We start from the raw sequence: 24,772 nt of genomic DNA, 5'->3' as shown, positions 1-24,772 counted from the left end.
GGGCCGGGTGTGTCCGGCTGGTGACGGGGCGGCCGCGGGACGGGGACGACCCCGGCGACCGGCCCGTGGTGGGCCGGTCGCCGGGGTCGCCGGCGGAGCGGGTCGATCAGGCGGTGCGACGCCGCCGGGAGACCAGCAGCAGGACCGTCCCCCCGATCAGTGCGGCCAGGCCGACGCCGGCCGGGACCAGCACGGACGCGCCCGTGTAGGCCAGCCCGCCCTCGGCCGCCGCGGGCACGGCACCGGTAGCGGCGGCGACCGTCACGTCCATCCGCATGAACCGCTCGGTGCCGTCGGGGGCCGTGCCGGAGGCGACCAGCGAGTGCTGTCCGGCGGCCAGCGTCGCCGGCACCTCCACCTCCCTGCTGAAGTTGCCGTCGGCGTCGGTGGTCACCGTGCCCAGCACCTGCGGCTCGGAGTAGATGACGATCGTCGCGGTCGAGAACGGCAGGAAACCGGTGCCGATGACGGTCAGCTTCGCCCCCGGGGTGGTCGAGCTGATCTGCCCCTTGTCCGTGGTCAGGGTCAGCGGCGCGCTGGGCACCGCCGCCGGGACCACCGGGGACGCGGCCTCGGCCTGGGTGGTGGCGGAGCCGGCCGGCCCGGCGGTCCTCGCCGCCGAGACGGCGACGACGGTCGCCGTGTAGGACTGCCCGGCCACCGCGCCGAAGCGGGCGGAGAGCTGCGTGGTCGAGACCGTCTGACCGCTCGGCAGCAGGGTCACCTCGTAGTGGTCGACCGCCCCACCGCTGGTCGGCGGCTGCCAGGAGACGAGCACCGAGGCGCGCTCGGCCTTCGCCGCGACACCGGTCGGCGCACCAGGGGTGCCGACGACGACGTCCTCGCCGCCGGTGTCCGGGACCGGGGTGACCGGCGGGGTCGGGGTCGGAATCGGGGTCGGGGTCGGGGTCGGGAACGGCACGACGATGATCGGTGCGACCGTGACCTGCTTGACCTCGCTGGGGTCGCTGGCCACGTCGTCGCTCATCGCCCGGACGGTCACCGGGTAGGTCATGCCCGGGGTGAGCCCCGTGACGGTCGCCGTCAGGTGCGGGGTGTCCTGCTGGGGCTGGGTGATGAGCGTGGTCCACGGGCCGCCGGTGCCGTTGGTGCTCACCTGGTAGCGATCGACGGGCAGGCCCTGCACCGGCGCGCCGGGGACCAGCACCAGGTCGACCGCCCCCGGGAGGGTGGAGACCGCCGAGGACAGCTGCGGCGCGGCCGGCTTCGCCGGCGCCGGCGCCGGCGCCGGCGGGCAGGCGACGAAGGTGGCGCGGACCAGCGGCGAGTTGCCGCTGTGCGAGTTCGTCCAGTCGGTGCTCGCGTCGGCGACGTAGCTCGCCCCGGAGCCACCACCGGCGCCCTGCAGCGAAGCACCGGTGCCGGAGGCCGAGCCCGCGCCACCTGCCATGAAGCCACCGCCACCGCCGCCGGCACCGGCCGGAGCGGCCCCACCCACCAGGTCCACGCCATTGCCGCCGTTGACACCGCCGCTGACGCTGGTGACGCCACCGGTCCCGGGTGCCGCGTGCGTGCCGCCGCGCCCGCCACCGTTGGAGCCGGAGCTGTTGCCGAAGGCGCCACGCACTGTGGCCGGCCCGCCGAACGCGCCTTCGGTGTTGCCGCCGCCACCGCCACCTGCGGCGACGATCACCGGCTCGCCGGTGATCGTCGCCCCGGACCGCACGATGGAGGCACCGCCTCCGCCACCCCCGCCACCGGAGGACGAGCCGCCAGAGGGTGCTGTCCCGCTCATCCCACCCGCGCCTCCCTCGGCACCGGTCCGCCCCTCCGTGCCGACCTGGACGTAGAACTCCGCGCCGGCGGTCACAGGCATGTGGGTCTCGACCCATCCCCCGTCGCCACCGGTGGACGTCTCGATGCCGTTGGACCCGTCGCCGCCGGAACCGCCGTAGAGCAACCAGTTGACCTGGCAGACGCCGCTCGGGACGGTGAAGGGCCCCTCCTGTCCCGGGATCACCCACTCCTCGAACCCGGTCTGGGCGTGGGCCGCAGCGGGAACGAGCAGCCCGCCGCCCAGTCCGATGGCCAGGCCCACCGCTCCTGCCGCGAGGCGCCAGGCGGCCCCGAACCGCCGGTCGTCCTTGATCACGTACTGCTCCCTCCGTGGCCCGGACGCGCACCGCACCCGGGAAGTAGGCGATCGTTGTACCTGGCGACACATGTGCCGGATCGACTGAATCTCGGGCAAGTAATGCCATATCGGAGCAGTCGGATGGGTGTCTTTTCGTCTCCAGACCTCACGGTCCCGTGTCGTGCCCGATGGGCGGCCCGGCCGCGGGTCGGTGAGGATCGGGAGGTGAGCCGACCAGCAGCACTGCCCGCCGACCCGTCCCCCGCCGAGCACGGTGAGGGCCCGATCTGGGACGCCGCGCGTGACGAGCTGGTGTGGGTCGACATCACCGCCGGACTCGTCCGCCGCGGCCGGGTCGACGCCGACGGCACGGTCTCCGACCTCGCCGCGCACCGGGGCGGGGACACCGTCGGCGTCGTCGTCCCGGCCGCCGACGGCGGGTGGCTGCTGGGCGCCGGCGGCGGGTTCACCCACCTCTCCCCCGAGGGCGAGGCACGGGTGCTGCTGGAGCTCTCCGCCGAGGGCGGCACCACGGAACGCGGCACCCGGATGAACGACGGCGCCTGCGACCGGGCCGGCCGCTTCTTCGCCGGCACGATGGCCTTCGACGAGTCCCCGGGCGCGGGGCGGCTCTACCGGGTCGACCTCGACGGCACGGTCACCGTGGCCCTGCCCGGGCTCACCATCTCCAACGGCCTGGGCTGGTCCCCCGACGACCGCACCGCCTACCTCTCCGACTCCGGCGACTCGGTGGTCTGGGCCTTCGACTACGACCTGGGCACCGGCGAGCTGTCCGGACGGCGGGAGTTCCTGCGCTTCGACGGCTCGATCGGCGTCGCCGACGGGCTGGTCGTCGACGACGAGGGCTGCGTGTGGACCGCGATGTGGGGCGGGCGGGCGGTACGCCGCTGGTCACCCGAGGGCGAGCTGCTCACCGTGGTCGACGTCCCCACCGAGAACGCGACCAGCTGCTGCTTCGCCGGGCCGGAGCGCGACCTGCTGGCGATCAGCACCTCCGCGCACGGGCTGGACTACGCCGCCCGCACCGCGCAGCCCGGGGCCGGGCGGCTGTTCACCGCCCGGCCCGGGGTGCGCGGCCCCGCGGCGTACCCGTACCGCGGCCCGCTCACCGGCCTGCGCGAGGTCTGAGTCCGGCGGCGGGTGGCACGGCACCGGGGTCGCTGGCGGAGCGGGTCGATCAGGCGGTGCGACGCCGCCGGGAGACCAGCAGCAGCACACCCCCACCGACCAGCGTGACCAGGCCCAGGCCCAGCGGGGCAGCGACCGAGGCACCGGTGTAGGCCAGCCCACCCCCGGCCGGGGTACCAGCGGCACCCGCGGCGACGGTGACGTCCATCCGCATGAACCGCTCCGTGCCATCCGGCGCGGTACCCGAGGCCACCAGCGAGTGCTGCCCGGCCGCCAGCGTCGCCGGCACCTCCACCTCCCTGCTGAAGTTGCCGTCGGCGTCGGTGGTCACCGTGCCCAGCACCTGCGGCTCGGAGTAGATGACGATCGTCGCGGTCGAGAACGGCAGGAAACCGGTGCCGATCACCGTCAGCTTCGCCCCCGGGGTGGTCGAGCTGATCTGCCCCTTGTCCGTGGTCAGGGTCAGCGGAGCCTCGGGCACCGTCGCCGGGACCACCGGGGACGCGGCCTCGGCCTGGGTGGTGGCGGAGCCGGCCGGCCCGGCGGTCCTCGCCGCCGAGACGGCGACGACGGTCGCCGTGTAGGACTGCCCGGCCACCGCGCCGAAGCGGGCGGAGAGCTGCGTGGTCGAGATCGCCTGACCGCTCGGCAGCAGGGTCACCTCGTAGTGGTCGACCGCCCCACCGCTGGTCGGCGGCTGCCAGGAGACGAGCACCGAGGCGCGCTCGGCCTTGGCCGTCAGGTCCCGGACCGCGCCGGGCGCGCTCACCAAGGTCACCGAGCGGCTGTTGCTCGCGGCGCTCCGCTCGGCCACCGCCGTCGCCCGGACCGCGAAGGTGTAGCTGTTGCCGTCGGTGAGCCCACCGACCTCAGCGGTCAGCGCACCGGCGGCGCCGGGTGCCGTGGCCAAGGTCGTCCAGCTCGCTCCGCCGTCGATGGTGTACTCGTACCCCTGGGTGGTGACGCCGTTGGCCGGCCCCGGGCGGAACGCCAGCCGCACCTTCCCTCCCCCGGCCGGGGCGGCCGAGTCGAGGACCGGCACCGGGGGCGTCACACAGGCACTGAAGTCGGCCCCGATCCGGCCGCCGCGGGAGGTGGGTCCGCGGCCGCTCAGCACGTCCTGCAGCCCGGCGCCCACGCCGTTGGCACCCGCGCCGCCGCCCGATCCGGACTGCGTGGAGTTGCTGTTGTAGCGGTTGGACGCGCCGCCGCCGCCGCCCTGCCAGCCACCGCCGCCACCGCCGGCCGCTCGGGCGCCGGCACCGCCGAGAAGCGTCGACCCGCTCGTCCCGTTCTCCCCCCAGGCGTAGTGACCTCCGCCGTCGATGGGGCCGCCGTCGGGTGCGACCGCACCGGCGCCCGCGGTGGCGTTGCTGCCTCCACCACCACCGGGGATCGAGTAGCCCACGCTGTTGCCGCTGTCCGCTGCGCCGTCGCCCCCTGTCGGCCCGGCGTCCCCACCGGCGGCGGTCCAGCTGGCGCCCCCACCGCCACCGCCGCCGGCGACGATGAGCGGCGTCCCGGTGCGCGAGGCGCCGGACCACACGATGGAGGCACCTCCGCCACCACCACCGCCGTCGGACCCGGCGGTGGACCCACCCGAGGGCTCGCCGCCGGACATACCGCCGGCACCGCCGGCACCGGCGGAGCTGCCACGGGCGCCGACCTGGACGACGAACTGCTGCCCCGGGATCACCGCCATCCGACCGATGACCCAGCCACCGGCGCCACCGGGCACGTCGCCACCGTCACCGTCGTCACCCGGCCCGCCGGCGCCGCCCTCCACCGTCCAGGACAGCTCGCACACGCCCGCCGGGACCGACCAGGTGACGGGGCTGCCTTCCGTGTCCTGCCACTCGACGTCGAAGCTGGCGGCCTGCGCGGCCGGAGCTGCGAGGAGCCCGCCCAGCGTTGCCGTGACGCCGAGCGCGCACGCGAGTGCCCGCCTGCCCGGACGTCGCCCCACCCTCTGGACAGTCCCCACCGAACCCACTCCTCGCTCCGCCCGCCTCGGGGCAGGCGCCCCGGTCGGGCAGAGTCTCGGGCGCACCGGGCGAACGGGACCGGCGCGTGGTGGGACGAGTCGAGCCAGTTCGGATCTCGAAATTGGTCGAATGCACGACTTCACCGCCCCACCCACCCCACCCGCCCCAGGCGGCCGGGTCGAGCGCCCGCCCCGCCCTGGAGCTCAGGCCTCAGGCGCGCTCGGTCTTGAGGGCCTCGCGCATGCTGACCTTGCCGCTGGTGCGCAGCAGGGCGCCGGAGTAGATCCGGCCCCCGATCCGCACCACCGCGGCGATCGCCAGCAGCATCAGCACGACCGCGACGGCGACCTCCCAGACAGCGGCCTCCCCGGCGGCCATGCGCACCGGCATCACCATCGGTGAGAGCCCCGGGATGAACGAGGTGACCGTGGCCAGCGTGCTGGCCGGGTCCTGCGCGGCCTGGATGGCGATCACGAACCCGGCCACCAGCAGGATCGTGGTCGGGGTGATGACCGTGCCGAGGTCCTCCTGCCGGCTGACCAGCGAGGCGGCCGCGGCGAACACCGAGGCGTAGAACGCGTAGCCGAGCACGAACCACGCGATCACGGTGACCACCGGGCCGATGACGTCGCCGGGCAGCTCGACGACGTCGAAGGCCAGCGCCCCGGCCACGCCGATGACCGCGACCAGCAGGATCTGGGCCAGGCCGAGCAGCCCCAGCCCGATGACCTTGCCGGCGAGCAGCTGCCAGGGGCGCATGGTGGCCAGCAGCAGCTCGACCACCCGGCTGGACTTCTCCTCGACCACGCCCTGGGCGACGAACTGGCCGAACAGGATGATCAGGCTGTACAGCACGACCACCCCGACCAGCGCGACGATGGTCGAGGTGAACCGGTCGTCGGCGTCGGCGTCCAGCGAGACCAGCTCCACCTCCGGCCCGGGCTGCAGCTGCACCCCGGCCTGGTCGAGCTGGGCGGCCATGGCCAGGTTGGTCAGCGCGCCCTGGACCAGGGTCCGGGTGCTCTCGCCGCCGCTGTCGACCAGCAGCTCGGGCTGCGCACCCGACGGGCTGAGCAGCGCGCCGTCGACGTCCTCGTCCTCCACCGCCGTCCGGGCCGCCGCCTCGTCGTCGTACTCGACGACCGTGACGTCGGTGCCCAGCGCGTCACCCTGGGCCGTCAGCGCCTGCTCCACGGCGGCGTCCCCGCCGACGACGCCGATGCGGGTCTCGTCGGTGCCGCTGTTGATGATCACCTGGAAGACCAGCATGCCGACGATGAGCAGGATCAGGACGGCGGAGCCGATCAGGAAGTTCTTGTCGCGGATCCGGGTCGTGACCTCGCGGGCGGCGACCAGGCGGACCAGCGCCGCCGGGCTCTGCGGACGCGTCTGGTGCCGCACCGGGGCGCTCACGCCGCCACCGCCACGGGGGTCGCCGGGGCGCTGACCGCGTCGCGGAACAGCTCGACCAGCGTGGGCTCACGCCAGGCGAAGTGGGTCACCCGCCCGGTGGCGACCGCGGCGTGCAGCACCTGCTGGTCGTCGGCGCCGTGCTGCAGCTCGAGCACCGTGTCGCCGCGGCTCTCCGAGACCACCCGGACACCGGGCAGGCCGGCGGCCCAGCCGGCCGCGGCGTCGGGGGCGACGACGCGCAGCTGCCGGCCGTGGGCCGAGGCGCGCAGCTCGGCGACGGTGCCGGTGGCGACCATCGAACCGCGGGCCAGGATGCCGACGGCGTCACAGAGCCGCTCGACCAGGTCCAGCTGGTGGCTGGAGAAGACGACCGGCACGCCGCGCCGGCACTGGTCCAGCAGCGCCTCCGCGAGGGAGTCGACGCCGACCGGGTCCAGGCCGGAGAACGGCTCGTCGAGGATCAGCACGTCCGGTTCGCTGACGAGCGCGGCGGCCAGCTGCACGCGCTGCTGGTTGCCCAGCGACAGCTTCTCCACCGGGTCGCCCAGCCGCTCCCCCAGGCCGAGCCGCTCGCCCCACTCGCCGGCCGCGCGACCGGCGCTGCCGGCGTCCATGCCGTGCAGCCGGGCGAAGTAGGCCAGCTGCTCGCGCACCTTCATCTTCGGGTAGAGGCCGCGCTCCTCCGGCATGTAGCCGATCCGGCGGCGCACCGCCTCGTCGACCGGGGCGCCGTTCCAGCGCACCTCGCCGGCGTCGGCGCGGGCCAGACCCATGGCGATGCGCATCGTGGTGGTCTTGCCGGCACCGTTGGACCCGCAGAAGCCGAACATCTGGCCGGGTGCGACGGTGAAGCTCACCCCCTTGAGCACCTGGTTCTCGCCGTAGGCCTTGACCAGGCCGTCGATCTCGAGCACTGCTCCTCCGGTCGTCGTCGCATCCCGGCACGTCCGCCCGGGCTGACTTTCCATCGCGGAAAGACTGGCGGATCACTTTCCGTCCCGTCAAGTGAACGGCTGGGTGTGTCGCCCAACCGCCGCGACCGTAGCGACGTCCCACGCTGCGGGACAGCACCGTTTCCGGTGTCATCGGTCCATGAGCAGCGAGAACCACCCCGCGCAGCCGCCCAGCGGCGTCGGCCTGGCCGGGCTCCGCGAGGCCGCCGCGGGCTGCCGGGCCTGCGAGCTGTGGGAACCGGCCACCCAGACCGTGTTCGGCGAGGGGCCGGAGACCGCCCGCGTCGTCTTCGTCGGTGAGCAACCCGGCGACTCCGAGGACCGGACGGGCGAGCCGTTCGTCGGCCCGGCCGGGCGCCTGCTGGACGAGGCCCTGGTCGAGGCCGGCATCGACCGCCGCGACGCCTACGTCACCAACTCGGTGAAGCACTTCCGGTTCCGGCCGACCCCGAAGCGGCGGATCCACCAGTCACCGGGAGCCGAGCACCTCGCCGCCTGCCGGCCGTGGCTGGAGGCGGAGTTCGCCGTGCTGCAGCCCGAGGTCGTCGTGTGCCTGGGCGCGGTCGCGGCGAAGGCGCTGATCTCGCCGTCGTTCCGGATCACCCGCGACCACGGGCAGCTGATGCCGTGGACGCTGCCGGGCACCGAACCCGTCCCCGAGGCCGACCAGGACGAGGACGCCCCGCACCAGACCTGGGTCATCGCGACGACGCACCCCTCGGCGGTGCTGCGCACCCCGGACGAGGGCCGCCAGGCCGCCTACGACGCGCTGGTCACCGACCTCCGGGTGGTCGCCACGACCCTCGCCTGACCCCACCGATCAGGTTTCGGCGCCGAACCCGGCCGGGTTTCGGCGCCGAAAGCCGGAGTGGGAGCGCCGAGAGCCGGTGGGGGTCAGCTGCGCTCGGGCTCGGGGAGCCGGGCGCCGGCGGCCAGCTCGGCGCCGTCCTCGACCTGGGCCCGGCGGCCCACCAGGGTGATGTCCCCGTCCCCGCCGACGGTGGCGCTCCGGCCGACCACGACGTCGTCGTCCAGCACCGTCCGGGTCACGGTCGCGCCCGCGCGCACCCGGGCGCCGGGCAGCAGCACCGAGTCGACGACGGTGGCGCCCTCCTCCACGACCACCCCGGGCGAGAGCACCGAGCCGCTCACCCGCCCGGCCACCCGGGTGCCGCCGGAGATCAGGCTGCCCTCGACCACCGCGCCGTGCAGCACCCGTGCGGCGCTGCGCCGGCCGCCGCGCGTGTGCACCGGCCAGGCCGGCTCGTCCAGGTCGATGGGCGGCTCCGGGGAGAGGAAGTCCTGGTGCGCCTGCCAGTAGGCCTCGACCGTCCCGACGTCGCGCCAGTAGCTGTTCAGCCGGTGCGCACGGGCCACGCCGTCCCGGGTCTGCGCGGGCAGCAGGTGGGTGCCCAGGTCCTCCAGGCCCTCCTCGCCGACCTCGTCGTCCAGCGCCTCGAGCCGGTCCAGCGTCGGCGTCGGGCTGAAGACGAAGACCTCGTTGGTGGCGGTCGTGGTGGCCGGCTCGTCGGGCTTGTAGGCGTAGTCGGTGACCCGGTCGCCGTCGGTCTGCACGATCCCGTACCGGGACGCGTCGTCGGCCGCGACGTCGGTCGTCACCATGGTCACCTCGGCGCCGGACCCCAGGTGCTCGTCGACGACGGCGCGGTAGTCGAGCTTGTAGACGGCGTCGGAGCTGACGACGACGAGCGCATCCGGGGCGAAGTCGCGGATCAGCTGGGCCTGCCGCCAGAGCCCGTCGGCGGTGCCCGCGGTGAACCCGGCCCGCTCGCTGGGCGCCTGGAACGGGGGCAGCACCATCAGTCCGCCGGTCGTGCGGTCCAGGTCCCAGGGGCGGCCGTTGGCCAGGTGCTGCGACAGCGACATCGGCTGGTACTGCACCGACACCCACACGTCGGGGATCTGCGAGTGCTCGCAGTTGGACAGCGGGAAGTCGATCAGCCGGTAGACGCCGGCGAACGGGACGGCGGGCTTGGCGCGGGTCTCGGTGAGCAGCTCCAGCCGGCCCCCCTGACCACCGGCGAGGACGAGGACGAGGATCTTCGGCAGGGCCATGGAGGCGCAGCTACCCCGTGTGACAGCGGTCAGTCGTTCGCGCGTTCCGCCATCCGGGCCCGGGCCTGCGCCGCGACCTCGTCGGCGCGCGAGGCGCGGAAGAACCAGAACGACGGGACGGCGACGGCGACCACGGCCATCGCCACGATGATCACGACGCCGCCGGAGACCATCGCCGCGGTGACCCCGAGGCTGCTGGCCATGACGCCGGCGCGCAGGTCGCCCAGCCGCGGGCCGCCGGCGACCACGACGACGAACACGCCCTGCATGCGCCCGCGCATCTCGTCCGGCGCCGCCGTCTGCAGCATCGCGGAGCGCAGGACGGCGCTGACCATGTCCGCCGCGCCCGCGACCGCCAGGCAGAGCACCGCCAGCCAGAGCGAGGCCGACACCCCGAACCCGATGATGGCCACGCCCCAGACCGCGATCGCGGCGAGCACCACGGCGCCCTGCCGGTCGACCCGGCTCACCCAGCCCGACGTCAGCCCCATCAGCAGCGAGCCGATGGACACCCCGGCGAACAGCCAGCCCAAGCTGTTCGCGTCACCGGCGTAGGTGGTCTCGGACAGCTCGGGGAACACCGCCTGCGGCCAGGCGAACAGCATCGCGATCACGTCGACGACGAAGGTCATCAGCAGCACCGGCTGGGTGCGCAGGAACCCGAAGCCCTCCCCCACGCCGCGCACCGCGGCCCCCAGTCGCAGCGGGCCGGACACCCCCTCCGGGGGCAGGGCCGGCAGCCCGCGCAGCAGCAGCACGGCGAGGACGAAGCCGATCGCGTCGACGGTGTAGAGGATCGACAGGTCGCCCAGGCCGATCAGCAGCCCGGCCAGCAGCGGGCCGACGATCACCCCGGCCTGCCGCACGGTCATCGCCAGCGCGTTGGCCGCGGCGACGCCCTCGGCCCCGACCAGGGCCGGGATGACGGCGCTGCGGGCGGGCTGGTTGACCGCGGCGAACGCCGACACGGCGGCGGCCAGCACCCACAGCACCCACAGCTGCCCGGGACCGGGGAGCAGCGCCTGGACGGCCAGCAGCGCGCTGGTGACGGCGGCCCCGACCGAGCTGATCACCATCAGCCGGCGGCGGTCCATCGCATCGGCGATCGCCCCGCCGAGCAGGCCGAAGACCACCAACGGCACCAGCGCGACCACCGAGGTCAGCCCGACCATCAGCGACGAGCCGGTGAGGCGGTAGACCTGGTACGGGACGGCGACCAGCGTCATCTGCTGACCGAGCATGGTGACCGCGACCCCGCCGAAGACCCGGCGGTAGGCGCGGTTGCGCAGCGGCGTGGTGTCGATCGCCCACCCGCGGCGCCGCGGCACCGGCGGCGTCGGCTGCTCGACGCCCAGCCCGCCCTCCACCGGGTCGACCGGAGGTGAGGTGCTGGAACGGCCCCGCTGCAGGGGCCCGCGCCGAGCCTGCGAGGTGCGGGGGCCAGGCCCCGGCGCAGGGTCCCGCGCCGAGCGTGCGAGGTGTGGGGGGCGGTGGGGTCCTTCACCCTTCATGGGGCGAGGCGCTGCAGGACCCAGCCGCCGCCTTCCTCGTCATCCCGCACGAAGACCAGCCGGTCGTGCAGCCGGTCGTGGCCACCCTGCCAGAACTCCACGCGCGTGGGCGCCACCCGGTAGCCGCCCCAGCTCGGCGGCCGCGGCACCGGCCCCGGCCCGGTCTCGGCGTCCAGCAGCCGCATCCGCTCGACCAGCTCCTCTCGGTCGTCGACGACGGTCGACTGCACCGAGGCGACGGCGGCCAGCTGCGCCCCGCGCGGGCGGGGGTCCCAGAGCGCGTCGGAGGCGGTCTCGCCGATCCGCTCGACGGTGCCGGTGACCCGCACCTGCCGCTGCTGGACGTGCCACGGGAAGACGACGGCGGCGCGCGGGTTCACCGCCAGCTGCGCGCCCTTGGCCGAGGCGTAGTTGGTGCCGAACACGAAGCCGCCGGCGTCGTAGCCCTTCATCAGCACGATCCGGGCGTCGGGCACGCCGTCGGCGTCGGCGGTGGCGACCACCATGGCGTTGGGTTCGGGCAGCTCGGCGGCCACCGCGTCGGCGAACCACCGGTCGAACTGCTCGACCCAGGTGGGGGCCACGGTCTCCTCGGAGAGCCCCTGGGCGTCGTAGTCCCTGCGCATGCTGGTCAGGTCGGGCACGCCTCCATGCTGTCACCGTTGCAGCGCGCACCGCCCGGCGACCGGGTGCCCGGCTGCACCGCTGCCGCCCGGTACCGCCTAGGTTGTGGACCGACCAGCACCGGCGTCCACCCCCACCCGCGCGCGAGGGAGCATGCGAGATGGCTGACGACTTCGTCCCCGGCCTGGAAGGCGTCACCGCCTTCGAGACCACGATCGCCGAGCCGGACAAGGACGGCGGGGCACTGCGCTACCGCGGCGTGGACATCGAGGACCTGGTCGGTCAGGTCACCTTCGGCCACGTGTGGGCGCTGCTGGTCGACGGCCAGTTCGGGCCGGGTCTGCCGCCGGCCGAGCCGTTCCCGATCCCGGTGCACACCGGCGACGTCCGGGTCGACGTGCAGGCCGCGCTGGCGATGCTCACCCCGATCTGGGGCTACCGCCCGCTGCTGGACATCTCCGCCGAGGAGGCCCGCGACGAGCTCGCCCGCGCCGCGGTGATGGCGCTGTCCTACGTCGCCCAGTCCGCGCGCGGCATCGGCGTCCCCGCCGTCCCGCAGAAGCGGGTCGACGAGGCCTCGACGATCGTCGAGCGGTTCATGGTGCGCTGGCGCGGCGAGCCCGACCCGCGCCACGTGGCCGCGGTCGACGCCTACTGGACGTCGGCGGCCGAGCACGGCATGAACGCCTCCACCTTCACCGCCCGGGTGATCGCCTCCACCGGTGCCGACGTCGCCGCCGCACTCTCCGGCGCGATCGGCGCGATGTCCGGCCCGCTGCACGGCGGCGCCCCCTCGCGGGTGCTGCACATGCTCGACGGCGTGGAGCAGTCCGGGAACGCGGAGGCCTACGTCAAGGACCTGCTCGACCGCAAGGAACGGCTGATGGGCTTCGGCCACCGGGTCTACCGGGCCGAGGACCCGCGGGCCCGGGTGCTGCGCCGCACCGCCGAGGAGCTCGGCGCCCCGCGCTTCGAGGCGGCCCTCGCCCTGGAGCAGGCCGCGCTGAAGGAGCTGCGCGAGCGGCGTCCGGACCGGCCGATCGAGACCAACGTCGAGTTCTGGGCGGCGATCGTCCTCGACTTCGCCGAGGTGCCGCCGCACATGTTCACCTCGATGTTCACCTGCGCCCGGACCGCGGGGTGGTGCGCGCACGTCCTGGAGCAGAAGAACACCGGCCGGCTGGTGCGCCCCTCGGCCCGCTACGTCGGCCCGGACCCGCGCAAGCCGCAGGACGTCGAGGGCTGGGACACCATCCGGACGACGACCCTCACCGCCCCCGCCTGATGAAGGACCCCGCTGCCCCCCACCACTCGCACGCTCGCGGCGGGTCCCTGCACCGGGGCCGTCGGCACCACGTGAGGACGACACCATGACGATCACCATCCCGACCGACCTGCTCCCGAAGGACGGCCGCTTCGGCTGCGGCCCCTCCAAGGTCAGGCCCGAGGCGCTGCAGGCGCTGGCCACCGTCGGCGCCGGCCTGATGGGCACCTCGCACCGGCAGGCCCCGGTCAAGGGCCTGGTCAAGCGGGTGCGGGAGGGCCTCACCCAGCTGTTCGACCTGCCCGAGGGCTACCAGGTGGTGCTCGGCAACGGCGGGTCGACGGCGTTCTGGGACGCCGCGACCATCGGGCTGGTGCGCCGCAAGAGCGCGCACGGCAGCTACGGCGAGTTCTCCGCGAAGTTCGCCTCCGCGATCGCCGAGGCCCCGTTCCTCGACGCCCCCACGATCGCGAAGGCCGACCCGGGCTCGCTGGCGCTGCCGACCGCGGAGGCCGGCGTCGACGTCTACGCCTGGGCGCACAACGAGACCTCCACCGGGGTCATGGCGCCGGTGGTCCGCCCGGCCGGCGCCGACGACGACGCCCTGGTGGTGGTCGACGCGACCTCCGGCGCCGGCGGGCTGCCGGTCGACGTCCAGGAGGCCGACGTCTACTACTTCGCCCCGCAGAAGTCCTTCGCCAGCGACGGCGGGCTGTGGATCGCGCTGATGTCGCCGGCGGCGCTGGCCCGGGTCGCCGAGATCAAGGCCTCGGGCCGCTGGATCCCCGGCTTCCTGGACCTGTCGATCGCGGTGGACAACTCGGGCAAGGACCAGACCTACAACACCCCGGCGGTCGCCACGCTGTTCCTGCTGGCCGACCAGATCGAGTGGATGCTCGGCCTCGGCGGCCTGTCCGGGGCGGTGGCGCGCAGCCAGGAGTCCTCGAGCCGGCTGTACGGGTGGGCGGAGCAGACGGCGTACACGACGCCGTTCGTCGCCGACCCGGCACACCGCTCCCTGGTGGTCGGCACCGTCGACTTCGACGCGTCGGTCGACGCCGCCGCGGTCGCGAAGACGCTGCGGGCCAATGGCGTCGTCGACGTCGAGCCGTACCGGAAGCTGGGCCGCAACCAGCTGCGGGTGGGCATGTTCCCTGCGGTCGACCCGGACGACGTCAGCGCGCTGACCGCCTGCATCGACCACGTCGTCGGCCGCCTCTGACCCCGCGGCGCCCGCCGCGGCCGGAGACGTCCAGGTGAACGGCGACGGCGTGTCCCGGGCGCTCTACGGCGTGTCGGCGCAGCAACCAGATCGTGTGCCATCTTCTGGTCGCGCATCTTGTGGGGTCGCGTGAGGGTCGTCTCAGGCCTGGGGAGTCCACCCGGGCACTGAGCTCGAGGAGCACCCCGTGCCGCAGCCCGCACGCCGCGTCGGAACCGCCATCGTCGGACTCGGGGGTGCCGTCGCGACCACCGCGGTGGCCGGGCTGGAGCTGCTCCGGCTCGGCGCCGTGGGCGCCGACGGTCTCCCGCTCGCCGGGGTGACCGTCGGTGGCCGGTCCCTGGAGGAGGCCACCGGCCTCGCCGGCTACGACGACCTGGTCGTCGGCGGCTGGGACCTCGACGCCTCCGACCTCTACAAGGCCGCCGAGCAGCACGGCGTGCTCGACGCCCGCCAGCTGCAGCAGGCCGAGCCGCTGCTGTCGGGCATCACGCCGTGGCCGGCCGCTGGCGACGCCGACTTCTGCCGCAACGTCACCGGCGGCAACGTCGTGCTGGCCGAGGGCCGGCGGGCCCAGGTGGACGCCGTCCGCGCCGACCTCCGCCGGTTCCGCGAGGAGCAGCAGCTCGACGGGCTGGTGCTGCTCAACCTCGCCTCCACCGAGCGCTGGCCCGACCCCGCGGCGGCCTGCCTGCAGACGCCGGAGGCCTTCGAGGCCGGGCTGGACGCCGACGACCGGGCCATCACGCCGTCGATGGTCTACGCCTACGCGGCCATCGTCGAAGGCGTCGGCTACGCGAACTTCACCCCGTCCCTGTCCGCCGACGTGCCGGCCCTGGTCCAGCTGGCCGAGCGGCACGCGGTCCCGATCGCGGGCAAGGACGGCAAGACCGGCCAGACCATGATGAAGACGGTGCTGGCCCCGGCCTTCCGCAGCCGCGCGCTGACCGTCGAGGGCTGGTACTCCGCCAACATCCTGGGCAACCGCGACGGCTTGGCCCTCGACGACCCGGCGTCGCTGGAGAGCAAGCTGCAGACCAAGGGGAAGGTGCTGGACTCGATCCTCGGCTACCCGGTCGAGGACCACGTCGTCCGGATCGACTACTACCGGCCGCGCGGTGACCAGAAGGAGGCCTGGGACGCGATCGACCTGATCGGCTTCCTCGGCCAGCGGATGCAGATCAAGGTCGACTTCCAGTGCCGGGACTCGATCCTGGCCGCGCCGCTGGCCGTGGAGATCGTCCGGCTGGTCGACCTGGCCCAGCAGCGCGGCGAGGGCGGCGTGCAGCGGCACCTGGGCTGGTTCTTCAAGGCCCCCATCACCGCCGACGGCAGCACCCCCGAGCACGCGCTGCACCGGCAGGAGTCCGTGTTGATGGACTGGTTGACCAGCGGGGCCGACCGGACGGGGAGCGACGCCGACCCGGCCTCCCGGTGACGGCGACGACGTCCGGGCCGGCACCCCTCGGCGGGCTGCGTCCGCTGCTGGCCGAGATCGGCGACGCCAAGCGGGTGCGAACCGCGGGCGCACCCGGGTCGCTCGCCGAGCAGGCGTTCGCCCGGTCCTGGGCCCGGCTCCTCGCGGGTGAGGACGCCGGGACGGTGGCGCTGTCGGAGACCGCCGCCGCCGTCGCCCGGGCCCGGCTGGCCGGCGTCGACGCCGCGGTGCTGGCCGCGGCCGGGCTCTCCGCCGACGAGGCGCAGGCGGTGCTGCGGCGCGCCTTCGACGAGGTGGCCGGCGCGCTGGACGGCGGGCTGGCCGGCCGGCTGCGGGCCGCGCTGCCGGGGCTGCGGGGAGCCGGCGCGCCCCCGCCCCTCGCGGTGGCGCTCAACGCCCAGCCGCGGGCCGGCGCCACCGCGCCCGGGAAGCCGCGGGTGGTCGTGGAACCGCCGGAGAGCCACGGCGACCACTGCTTCACCGTCGCCGTCTACGCCGCCTTGCTGGCGCCGCTGATGGGTGCGGACCCGGTCGTCCCCTTCCTGGTCGGGCTGGCCCACCACCTGCACAACGTGGTGCTGCCCGACGCCGGGTTCGCCGGCGAGGTGCTGCTCGGCGACCAGCTGGACCGGGTGATCGGCACGCTGGAAGAGCGCGAGCTGACCGCTCTGCCCGCACCGCTGGCCGCCCGGCTGCGGGAGGTGCTGCTGCTGCGGGGCGACGCCGTGGCGCCGGCGTCGCAGGCCTTCCACGCCGCCGACGTGCTCGACCGGGTGCTGCAGGTGCACCACCACGCGCGGGCCGCCGCGTTCACCGCCGGCCAGGCGCTGGACGACCTGGAGCTGGTGCACGCCGGGCCGGTGCAGGCCTTCCACCTCGACGTGCTCGCCGCGGCCGGGCTGTGAGCACGGCCGGCCTGGACGCGGCGACGGGCCTCACCGCGACCGGCATCCCGGTCGTGGACGGCATCCCGTTCGCCCGCGCGGGGCGCGAGGAGCTGCAGGCCCGGGTGGCCGGGCTGGTCGCCGACGGCGACGTCGACCGGGCCCGGGTGGCGCTGCTCGCCGACGCCGACGACTGGTGGCCCGAGCCGCCCCCGCCGGACGAGCAGCTGGCCCGGGTGCCGGCGGCACCCACGCTGCGGGAGGCGATGGCGCTGCTCGGCATGGGCCGGGTGGGCGACTACTTCGCCCACCGCTGGTCCGACCCCACGCACCTGGCCGTGCTCGCCCTGCTCGGGCAGCACTGGCCCGGCGACCGACCGGTCGTCGACGTCGCCTGCGGCATCGGCACCCAGCTGCGCGAGCTGTCCCGCCGCGGGGTGCGCGACCTGCTCGGCCTGGACGTCGTCTGGGCCAAGCTGTGGCTCGCCCAGCGGTTCATCTGCCCCGAGGCCCGGTACGTGTGCGCCGACCTGACCGCCGCACCGGACCTGCAGGTGGCCCGGCCGGCGTACGTCACCTGCCACGACGCGTTCTACTTCCTGCGCGACAAGCCCGCCGCCGCGGCCGCGATGCGCGCGCTCGCCGGGCCGGGCGGCACCGTCGTCGTGGGGCACGCGCACGTCGCCGACACCGTCTCCGCCGGTGAGCCGCTCGACCCGCAGGAGTACGCCCGGCTGCTCGGCGCCACGGTGCTCTACGACGACGCCGAGCTGACCCGGTCACTGCTCGAGGGCCGCGAGCCCCGGCCGGCGGCGGCCGGGGACCTGACCGGCAGCGAGGCGATCGGCCTGGTCGCCGGTGACCTGCGCGGCCCGGCGCCGGCCGACCTCGGCGAGCCGCTCGGGCCGCTGCGCCCCAACCCGCTCTACGTCGACGGCGAGCTGCGCTGGCCCAGCGATCGGTACGAAGCCGAGTACGGCCCCCGGTCGGGCCACCTGCCGGAACGCTGGCCCGAGCCGCTGCCCGCCGACGCCGCCCGCCGGCGGCTGCTGGTCGACCTGCCGGAGCAGTGGTGAGCCGCGTCGGCTGGGGGGTGGCCGGCTGCGGCTGGGTCGCCCGCGACCACGCCGTCCCGGCCCTGCGCCAGGTTCCCGGCGCCTGCCTGGTCGCCCTGCACGACCGCGACCCGGGGGCGCTGTCCCGGATGCCCGTCGGCCCCCGGGCGACGACCGACCTGGCCGCCTTCCTCGCCACGCCCGGGCTCGACGCGGTCTACGTGGCGGTGCCCAACTCCGCGCACCGACAGGTCGTCGAGGCCGCGGCCGGCGCGGGTGTGGCGGTGCTGTGCGAGAAGCCGCTGGCCGCCGACGTCGCCGACGCCGAAGCGGTCGTCGCCGCGGCCGACCGGGCCGGCGTGCTGCTCGGCACCGCCTACGACCAGCGCTGGCACCCGGCCCACGTGCGGCTGCGCGAGCTGGTGCCCGAGCTCGGCACGGTCACCGCCGTCCGGGTCGTCTACTGCTGCTGGCTGCCGGCCGACTGGTCGCCCGACGGCAGGCCGCACGACAACTGGCGCGTCGACCCGGCCCGGGCCGGTGGCGGCGCCGCGATCGACCTGGCCCCGCACGGGCTGGACCTGGCCGGGGTGCTGGTCGGCGAGGACGTCGCCGAGCTCACCGCACTGCTGCAGCGCCGGGTGCAGACCTACCCGGTCGACGACGGCGCGCTGCTCATCGGCCGCACCTCCGGCGGCGTGCTGGTCGACCTGCACGTGGCCTACAACTGCCCCGACGCCCTCCCCCGCCGCCGGCTGGAGGTGGTCGGCACCCGGGGCACCGCGGTCGCCGTGGACACGATGGGCCAGACCGCCGGTGGCTCGCTCACCCTGTTCCGCCCCGAGCCGGTCGACGTCCCGTTCGCCGGCACCGGCCCCTTCACCGCCCAGTTCGCCGCGTTCGGCGCCGCCGTCGCCGGCACGGCGCCCTGGCCGTACCCGGCCGCACGCGACCTCGCCCTGCACCGCCTGCTCGTGCAGGCCCTCGACACCGCCACCGACCGCACCGGAGCTGCTCTGTGACGTCACCCGACACCAACCCCTACCGCGGCCTGCTGCCCGACCTGCCCGCCTTCGCCTGCACCAACTGCGGGCACTGGCAGCGCTGGCCGGCGCCCGGCCCGCAGGTGTGCCCGGTCTGCGCCGACGTGCGCAACGCGCTGCCCGAGCACGGCTTCGAGTTCGTGACGCCCAAGCAGGCCGACGAGCTGGTCACCGGGTTCTGGCGGCCCACCGCGGTCGCCGGCGTCACCGAGTTCGGCACCGAGCCGCGGTTCGGGCTGGACAGCCGCGGCTGGGTGATCGAGACCGACGCCGGGCTGGTCGGCTTCGAGTGCGCCCCCTGGTACACGCCCGAGATGCTGGCCGAGCTGCGCCGGATGGCCGCCGAGAAGGGCGGGTTCGACGTGCTGGCCGCCAGCCACGTGCACGGCTACGGCGCGCTGTGGCAGCTGCAGCTGGAGCTGGAACCGGGCACCGTCTGCGTCGGGGTGCGCGACCTGGAGTGGACCAAGGCCTTCCGGGTCACCTGGCCCGCCGACGACGTGCTGGAGCTGGCGCCGGACCTCACCCTGCACCGCACCGGCGGGCACTTCCCCGGCCACTCGGTGCTGCACGACAGCCGGCGCGGGGTGCTCTTCTGCGGCGACTCGCTGAAGGTCGACCTGGACGGCGACGGCGCACCGGTGGGCCTGAGCGCCCACAAGGCGTTCCACGCGCAGATCCCCTTGTCGCACGGGGAGCTGCGGGAGTACCTGGCGGTGGTCGCCGAACTGGACTTCGGCGCCGTCGCCACCCCGTTCGAGCTGGTGCCGGGCGTGACCACCGACCACGTCGTGCACCTGGTGCAGCGGCTGCTGTCCCGCCGGCCGGACGCCGCCCCGATCCCGCTGGCCGAGCTGTGAGCACCGCCCAGCGGTACCTCGCCTCGTTCCCGCCCGGCGTCGAGGAGTTCCCGATCGAGGGGCTGGACGTCCTCGACGTGCCGCTGCACAGCGCGTTCCTGTCCTCGACGCCGGACCACCCCGGCGGCAGCGGGCTGGGCTACGGCGCCACCCGGGAGGAGGCGCGCACCGGGGCGCTGGGAGAGATGGCGGAGATGGCGCTGTCCGTCCGCGCGCACGCCGGGCTCGACCGGGTGCACGGCTCCTACCGCGAGCTGGCCCGCACCGAGGGCCGGGACCGGGTCGCCGACCCGCGCACGCTGTGCCTCGAGGCCGGCAGCGACTACGTCGACGACCGGCCGCTGCAGTGGCTGCCGATGAGCCGCACCCGGGACGGCGAGCAGGTGCTCGTCCCCGCCGAGCTGGTGGTCTCCGCCCCGGAGGAGCTGCCCGGCGACCCGCCGCCCGGCGGCTGGCTGACCACCGTGATCAGCAACGGGCAGGGCGCCGGGTTCGACGCCGAGCGGGCGGTCGGCCACGCGGTGCTGGAGCTGCTGCAGCGCGACGGCAACGTCACCACCTTCCGGGCGCTGGACCAGGGCGTGGTGCTCGACCTGGCCGGGCTGCGCGACCCGGACGCCCTCGCCCTGCTGGACCGGCTGGACGCCGCGGGCATCGACGTCCTGGTCAAGCTGGCGAGCACCGGGCACGGCGTCGTCTCGGTCTACGCCGTCGGCTGCTCGCGGGACGGCTCGGAGCCGGCGCCGATGATGGTCACCGCCTGCGGCGAGGCGGCGTCGGCCGACCGGGACGCCGCGGTGCGCAAGGCGCTGTTCGAGTTCGCCGCCGCCCGCAGCCGGAAGGCGTTCATGCACGGCCCGCTGGACGCCGTCGCGGCCGCGACCCCGCCGGGCTACCTGGACCAGTGGCTGCGCGGGCACCCGCCGGAGCGGATGGTCGAGGAGGACCGGGCGCTGCGGGCGATGCTGGCGTGGACCCGGCTGGGCACCGACCGGCTGGTCGACCTGCTGCGGGGTTCGGTGCTCGCCCAGCGCAGCACCGTGGCGCTGACCGACCTGCCCACCGGCAGCGGCGACCCCGTCGGGACGCTGACCGCGGCCGGGTTCGACGTGCTGGTCGACCTGCAGCCCTCGCAGGGCGAGGCGGTCGGAGCGAAGGTGCTGGTGCCGGGGCTGGAGGCCGAGACGATGTCCTACGGCCGGATCGGCGAGCGCGGCGTGCAACGGCTGCTGGAGCGCGACGGCCCCGGTGCCGGGCTCGCCGCCGTCGGCGTCGACCCGGGCGGCTGGGCGAGGGTGCACCTGACCGCCGAGGCCGAAGAGCGCCTCGGCGGGCCGGCCTGGTTCGACCGGGCCGGCGCGGACCGCGCGGTGGGCGAGCTGTACGCGCTGTACCGGGAGCCGGGCCGGCACGTCGCGGCGACGGCGGCCGGGGCCGTGTCATGAGCCTGCGGTACGCCTACAACACCAACGGGCTGACCTCCCACCGGCTGGACGACGCGCTGGCCTTCCTGGCCGACTGCGGCTACGCCGGGGTGGCGCTCACCCTCGACGTGGTGCACCTGGACCCGTTCGCCGACGACGCGTTCGCCCAGGCCGAGCGGGTGCGGGCGCGCTGCGACGCCCTGGGTCTGGACGTGGTCGTGGAGACCGGTGCCCGGTTCCTGCTCGACCCGCGGGTCAAGCACGAGCCCACGCTGGTCAACCCCGGCGCCGAGGGCCGCCACCGCCGGCTGGCCTACCTGCGGCTGGCCTGCGACCTCGCCGAGGTGCTGCGGGCCGAGGCGGTGAGCTTCTGGGCCGGCGTGCCGCAGCCGGGGGTCGACCGGGACGACGCGTGGCGCTGGCTGGCCGACGGCGTCCGGGCCCTGGTCGACAGCCACGGTGGGCGCGCCTACGACCTGGCCGTCGAGCCGGAGCCGGGGATGCTCGTCGAGGACGCCGACGACTGGGCGCGGCTGGCCGCCGAGGTCCCGGGGCTGACCCTGGCGCTGGACACCGGGCACTGCGTCGTCAGCGGCCGGTACGCCCCCGAGCAGGCGGTGGCGACCTTCGCCGACCGCCTGGGCACGGTCGCGGTCGAGGGGATGCGCCGCGGCGTGCACGACCACCTGCCGCTCGACGAGGGCGACGTAGACCTGCCCGCGGTGCTGGCCGCGCTGCAGGCGGCCGACTACCAGCGGCTGGTCACCCTCGAGCTCTCGCGGGACGGCCACCGGGCGCACCAGCTGGTGCCCCGCTCCATCGAGCTGTTGCGGAAGGCCGAGTCATGAGGGACGAGTCATGAGGATCTGCTTCGTCAGCCGCCGCTACTGGCCCGCGGTGAGCGGGATGAGCGTCTACGCGGAGAACCTGCTCCGCGAGCTCGTCGCGCTGGGCCACGAGGTCACCCTGGTCAGCCAGTACCGGGACGACGAGGCGGGCACCCGGGTCTACGGCGGCGGCGTGCCGCCGGCCGACCGGGTGCCCGCGGGCGTCGAGGTGCACGCCCTGCCCAGCCGGGGCGAGACCGTCGTCCCGGCCGACTGGGAGGGCGACATCGCCGAGATCGTGCGCACCGTCGTCGAGCTGCACGAGCAGCGGCCCTTCGACGTGCTGCACGCCCAGTACGGCTACCCGCCCGGCCTGGCCGTGCTGGAGGCCTCCCGGCGGACCGGACTGCCGAACCTGGTCAGCATCCAGGGCGGCGACGGGCACTGGGTGGGCACCTGCTGCAGCACGCACGCCGACGCGATGCGCGCCGTGCTCGACCACGCCGGAGCGGTGCTGATCGGCAGCGCCAGTTTCCGCGACGAGGTCGTCGGCAACCTGGGCACCGACCCGGCGCGGTTCACGATCGTGCCGGGCGCGACCGACACCACCCGGTTCACCCCCGGCGACCGGCCGCTGGGCAGCCTGGCCGACCCGCCGGTGCTGCTGTTCCACGGCCGGGTCGACCGGCGCAAGGGCGTGCTCGACCTGCTCGAGGCGCTGCCCGACGGCGTCCGGCTGGTGGTGTCCGGCATCGGCCCGGACCTGGACGAGGCGAAGGCCCGCGCCGACGGGCGCACGACCTTCCTCGGCTACGTGCCCCCGGACGAGGCACCCGCGGTGTACCGCACGGCGGACGTGTTCGTCAGCCCCACCTACAGCGAGGGGTTCAGCAACACCCTGCTGGAGGCGATGGCCAGCGGGCTGCCCACGGTGAGCACCGACAGCGTCGGCGTCGTCGACTGCCTGCGGCACGAGGAGAACGGGCTGCTGCACGAACCGGGCGACGTCGCCGGCCTGCGCAAGGAGCTGGACCGGCTGCTCGGCGACGCCGCGCTGCGCACCCGGCTGGCCACCACCGCGCTGGAGGAGGTGCGCCGGCTGTACTCCTGGCCGGTGCTCGCCCGCAGCATCGACGAGGTCTGCACCGAGCTGGCCGGCACCGCGCCGGACCTGGACTGGACGTCACCCGCCACGGTGGACGAGACGTGCCGCTTCCGGTCCGCGGCGCACCTGCTCTGATGCGCGTGCTCGCGGTCAGCCCGCACCTCGACGACGCCGCCTTCTCCGCCGGGGCGACCCTCGCCGCACTGGCCGACGCGGGGCACGAGGTCACCGTGGTCACCTGCTTCACCCGCAGCGTGCCCGACCCGACCGGCTTCGCGCTGGCCTGCCAGCTGGACAAGGGGCTGCCGGCCGACGTCGACTACCTGGCGCTGCGCCGGATCGAGAACGCCGCCGCGGTGGCGGTGCTCGGCGCGACGGCGGTCGACTGGGACCTGCCCGAGGCCCCGCACCGCGGCTACACCAGCGCGCCGGACCTGTTCGCCGGCGTGCACCCCGGCGACGACGTGTGGACCGAGGTCGCCGACCGGCTGGCCGGCTTGGACGCCGACCTGTGGCTGGCGCCGCAGGGGCTGGGCGCCCACGTCGACCACCTGCAGGTGCTGCGCGCGGTGGCGGCGCTGGACCGGCCGACGCTGTGGTGGCGGGACAGCCCCTACGTGCTGCGGCGGCCCGACGCCGTCCCCGGCGGGGCGCTGCCCGGCGGGCTGTCGCCCGTGCGGCTCCCGCAGCTGCCGGAGCGGCGGGCCGGGGCATGCGCCTGCTACCGCAGCCAGCTGGGCTTCCAGTTCGGCGGGGAGACCGGCATGCGCACCGCCCTCGCGGACCTGCCGGAGGTGCTGCTGGCCGGGCCGGCGGCGCTCGCGGCGCTGCCGCCGGAACTGGTGGCGGTGCAGGCGTGACCTGGCTGGTCACCGGCGGCGCCGGCTACATCGGCGCCCACGTGGTGCACGCGATGGCCGCCGCCGGTGAACCAGTGGTGGTGCTCGACGACCTGTCCAGCGGGGACGCCGGCCGGCTCGACGGGCTGCCCGGGGTGCCCCTGGTGGTCGGCTCGGTGCGGGACCGCGGGCTGGTGCGCCGGGTGCTGCGCGAGCACGCGGTGCAGGGCGTGGTGCACGTGGCCGGCAAGAAGGCGGTCGCGGAGTCGGTGGCCGACCCCCTCCGGTACTTCGCGGAGAACGTCGAGGGGCTGGTCGCGCTGCTGGAGAGCTGCCGGGCGAAGGGCGTGGGCCGGTTCGTCTTCTCCAGCAGCGCCGCGGTCTACGGCGCACCCGACGCCGACCCGGTCACCGAGGACGCGCCGTGCCGCCCGCTGTCGCCCTACGGGCAGACCAAGCTGGTCAGCGAGTGGGTGCTGCGCGACTGCGCCACCGCCTACGGGCTGGCGGCCACCTCGCTGCGCTACTTCAACGTGGCCGGCGCCGCGCGACCCCGGCTCGGCGACACCGGTGCGGCCAACCTGGTGCCGATGGTCTTCGCCGCCCTCGACGCCGGCACGCCGCCGGTGGTGTTCGGCGACGACCACGCCACCCCCGACGGCACCGGGGTCCGGGACTACGTGCACGTCGCCGACGTCGCCACCGCGCACCTGGCCGCCGCCCGGGCGCTGACCGCGGGGTCGGCCGGCGGCACGTACAACGTGGGCACCGGCGCCGGCTGCAGCGTGCGCGACGTGCTGCGCGTCGTCGCCGAGGTCACCGGCGCCGACACCACCCCGGTCGTGGCCGGCCGCCGTCCCGGGGACGCGGCGAGCGTCGTCGCCGCGGTCGGCCGGATCGAGCGCGAGCTGGGGTTCCGCGCGCGGCGGGGCCTGCCCGACATGATCGCCAGCGCCTGGACCGCCTGGCGCCGGCTGCAGCCCCTCTGACGGCGCGCCCGCGGCC

At 75.3% G+C, this 24,772-nt stretch carries 21 protein-coding genes; 14 read left to right on the top strand and 7 right to left on the bottom strand.

The window, feature by feature from the left end:
* Positions 1 to 106: 106 nt before the first annotated feature.
* On the bottom strand, positions 107 to 2,113 hold the full coding sequence (locus tag JD78_RS21320; protein ID WP_166521393.1) for a fibronectin type III domain-containing protein: 2,007 nt from the start codon (positions 2,111 to 2,113) through the stop codon (positions 107 to 109).
* A gap of 207 nt (positions 2,114 to 2,320) precedes the next feature.
* Here JD78_RS21320 and JD78_RS21315 point away from each other — a divergent pair, with 207 nt between their 5' ends.
* Positions 2,321 to 3,244 (top strand): SMP-30/gluconolactonase/LRE family protein, encoded by a 924-nt coding sequence (locus JD78_RS21315; protein WP_153358017.1) that lies wholly within the window; start codon positions 2,321 to 2,323, stop codon positions 3,242 to 3,244.
* A gap of 49 nt (positions 3,245 to 3,293) precedes the next feature.
* Here JD78_RS21315 and JD78_RS21310 read toward each other — a convergent pair whose 3' ends face one another.
* From JD78_RS21310 to JD78_RS21300, 3 genes are all read right to left on the bottom strand, one after another.
* Positions 3,294 to 5,051, bottom strand: coding sequence for a fibronectin type III domain-containing protein (locus tag JD78_RS21310; protein ID WP_166521391.1), 1,758 nt, complete (start codon positions 5,049 to 5,051; stop codon positions 3,294 to 3,296).
* Between the two features lie 388 nt (positions 5,052 to 5,439).
* A complete protein-coding gene (locus JD78_RS21305) occupies positions 5,440 to 6,642 on the bottom strand; it encodes an ABC transporter permease (protein WP_228394978.1) in 1,203 nt (400 codons plus the stop codon).
* The gene (locus tag JD78_RS21300) at positions 6,639 to 7,556 is read right to left on the bottom strand and encodes an ABC transporter ATP-binding protein (protein WP_208104181.1); all 918 of its coding nucleotides are present in this window, start codon (positions 7,554 to 7,556) and stop codon (positions 6,639 to 6,641) included. The genes JD78_RS21305 and JD78_RS21300 overlap by 4 nt, the downstream gene beginning before the upstream one ends.
* A 178-nt stretch (positions 7,557 to 7,734) precedes the next feature.
* Between JD78_RS21300 and JD78_RS21295 the strand changes: the two genes are divergently transcribed.
* A complete protein-coding gene (locus tag JD78_RS21295; protein WP_153358011.1) occupies positions 7,735 to 8,406 on the top strand; it encodes a UdgX family uracil-DNA binding protein in 672 nt (223 codons plus the stop codon).
* Between the two features lie 83 nt (positions 8,407 to 8,489).
* On the opposite strand, the gene JD78_RS21290 is transcribed toward JD78_RS21295, so the two are convergent.
* From JD78_RS21290 to pdxH, 3 genes are all read right to left on the bottom strand, one after another.
* Positions 8,490 to 9,671, bottom strand: a complete 1,182-nt coding sequence (locus tag JD78_RS21290) for a glucose-1-phosphate adenylyltransferase family protein (RefSeq protein WP_153358009.1) — start codon at positions 9,669 to 9,671, stop codon at positions 8,490 to 8,492.
* Positions 9,672 to 9,700: 29 nt separating this feature from the next.
* Positions 9,701 to 11,038 (bottom strand): MFS transporter, encoded by a 1,338-nt coding sequence (locus JD78_RS21285; protein ID WP_243731106.1) that lies wholly within the window; start codon positions 11,036 to 11,038, stop codon positions 9,701 to 9,703.
* A gap of 140 nt (positions 11,039 to 11,178) precedes the next feature.
* Entirely contained in the window at positions 11,179 to 11,826 is a 648-nt protein-coding gene (gene pdxH / locus JD78_RS21280; protein ID WP_208104179.1) for a pyridoxamine 5'-phosphate oxidase, read from the bottom strand.
* A 140-nt stretch (positions 11,827 to 11,966) separates the two neighbouring features.
* On the opposite strand from pdxH, the gene JD78_RS21275 reads away from it, so the two are divergent.
* The 12 genes from JD78_RS21275 (at position 11,967) to galE (ending at position 24,756) form a co-directional block, all read left to right on the top strand.
* Positions 11,967 to 13,091, top strand: a complete 1,125-nt coding sequence (locus JD78_RS21275; RefSeq protein WP_153358007.1) for a citrate synthase 2 — start codon at positions 11,967 to 11,969, stop codon at positions 13,089 to 13,091.
* Between the two features lie 85 nt (positions 13,092 to 13,176).
* Complete coding sequence (serC, locus tag JD78_RS21270) at positions 13,177 to 14,292, top strand: phosphoserine transaminase (RefSeq protein ID WP_153358005.1); 1,116 nt, start codon at positions 13,177 to 13,179, stop codon at positions 14,290 to 14,292.
* A gap of 187 nt (positions 14,293 to 14,479) precedes the next feature.
* A complete protein-coding gene (locus JD78_RS21265; protein ID WP_153358003.1) occupies positions 14,480 to 15,730 on the top strand; it encodes an inositol-3-phosphate synthase in 1,251 nt (416 codons plus the stop codon).
* Positions 15,727 to 16,635 (top strand): HD domain-containing protein, encoded by a 909-nt coding sequence (locus JD78_RS21260; protein ID WP_208104178.1) that lies wholly within the window; start codon positions 15,727 to 15,729, stop codon positions 16,633 to 16,635. Before JD78_RS21265 ends, JD78_RS21260 begins: the two co-directional genes overlap by 4 nt.
* The gene (locus JD78_RS21255) at positions 16,632 to 17,690 is read left to right on the top strand and encodes a class I SAM-dependent methyltransferase (RefSeq protein WP_228394976.1); all 1,059 of its coding nucleotides are present in this window, start codon (positions 16,632 to 16,634) and stop codon (positions 17,688 to 17,690) included. The genes JD78_RS21260 and JD78_RS21255 overlap by 4 nt, the downstream gene beginning before the upstream one ends.
* Positions 17,687 to 18,691 carry a Gfo/Idh/MocA family protein gene (locus JD78_RS21250; RefSeq protein WP_153358001.1) on the top strand — a complete coding sequence of 335 codons (1,005 nt, stop codon included), beginning with the start codon at positions 17,687 to 17,689 and terminating at the stop codon, positions 18,689 to 18,691. Before JD78_RS21255 ends, JD78_RS21250 begins: the two co-directional genes overlap by 4 nt.
* Positions 18,688 to 19,572 (top strand): MBL fold metallo-hydrolase, encoded by an 885-nt coding sequence (locus JD78_RS21245; protein ID WP_153357999.1) that lies wholly within the window; start codon positions 18,688 to 18,690, stop codon positions 19,570 to 19,572. The genes JD78_RS21250 and JD78_RS21245 overlap by 4 nt, the downstream gene beginning before the upstream one ends.
* Complete coding sequence (locus JD78_RS21240) at positions 19,569 to 21,017, top strand: YcaO-like family protein (protein ID WP_153357997.1); 1,449 nt, start codon at positions 19,569 to 19,571, stop codon at positions 21,015 to 21,017. Before JD78_RS21245 ends, JD78_RS21240 begins: the two co-directional genes overlap by 4 nt.
* Positions 21,014 to 21,844, top strand: coding sequence for a sugar phosphate isomerase/epimerase family protein (locus JD78_RS21235; RefSeq protein ID WP_153357996.1), 831 nt, complete (start codon positions 21,014 to 21,016; stop codon positions 21,842 to 21,844). The genes JD78_RS21240 and JD78_RS21235 overlap by 4 nt, the downstream gene beginning before the upstream one ends.
* Positions 21,845 to 21,854: 10 nt before the next feature.
* Positions 21,855 to 23,063: a glycosyltransferase family 4 protein gene (locus JD78_RS21230; RefSeq protein WP_153357993.1), complete on the top strand. Its 1,209-nt coding sequence runs from the start codon at positions 21,855 to 21,857 to the stop codon at positions 23,061 to 23,063.
* Entirely contained in the window at positions 23,063 to 23,788 is a 726-nt protein-coding gene (locus tag JD78_RS21225; RefSeq protein ID WP_153358173.1) for a PIG-L deacetylase family protein, read from the top strand. Before JD78_RS21230 ends, JD78_RS21225 begins: the two co-directional genes overlap by 1 nt.
* Complete coding sequence (gene galE / locus JD78_RS21220; RefSeq protein WP_153357991.1) at positions 23,785 to 24,756, top strand: UDP-glucose 4-epimerase GalE; 972 nt, start codon at positions 23,785 to 23,787, stop codon at positions 24,754 to 24,756. Before JD78_RS21225 ends, galE begins: the two co-directional genes overlap by 4 nt.
* Positions 24,757 to 24,772 lie beyond the last annotated feature (16 nt).

Source organism: Modestobacter roseus (assembly GCF_007994135.1).
GTDB lineage: Bacteria > Actinomycetota > Actinomycetes > Mycobacteriales > Geodermatophilaceae > Modestobacter > Modestobacter roseus.
Note: the sequence above shows the minus strand (reverse complement) of the source record. Positions and strands in the feature narration are given on the sequence as shown.

What these genes read in the sequence shown, in the direction of transcription:
- JD78_RS21295 (WP_153358011.1), top strand. Translation starts at nt 7,735, where the DNA reads ATGAGCAGCGAGAACCACCCCGCGCAGCCGCCCAGCGGCGTCGGCCTG.
- JD78_RS21290 (WP_153358009.1), bottom strand. Translation starts at nt 9,671, where the DNA reads ATGGCCCTGCCGAAGATCCTCGTCCTCGTCCTCGCCGGTGGTCAGGGG.
- JD78_RS21275 (WP_153358007.1), top strand. Translation starts at nt 11,967, where the DNA reads ATGGCTGACGACTTCGTCCCCGGCCTGGAAGGCGTCACCGCCTTCGAG.
- serC (WP_153358005.1), top strand. Translation starts at nt 13,177, where the DNA reads ATGACGATCACCATCCCGACCGACCTGCTCCCGAAGGACGGCCGCTTC.
- JD78_RS21235 (WP_153357996.1), top strand. Translation starts at nt 21,014, where the DNA reads ATGAGCCTGCGGTACGCCTACAACACCAACGGGCTGACCTCCCACCGG.
- JD78_RS21230 (WP_153357993.1), top strand. Translation starts at nt 21,855, where the DNA reads ATGAGGATCTGCTTCGTCAGCCGCCGCTACTGGCCCGCGGTGAGCGGG.
- JD78_RS21225 (WP_153358173.1), top strand. Translation starts at nt 23,063, where the DNA reads ATGCGCGTGCTCGCGGTCAGCCCGCACCTCGACGACGCCGCCTTCTCC.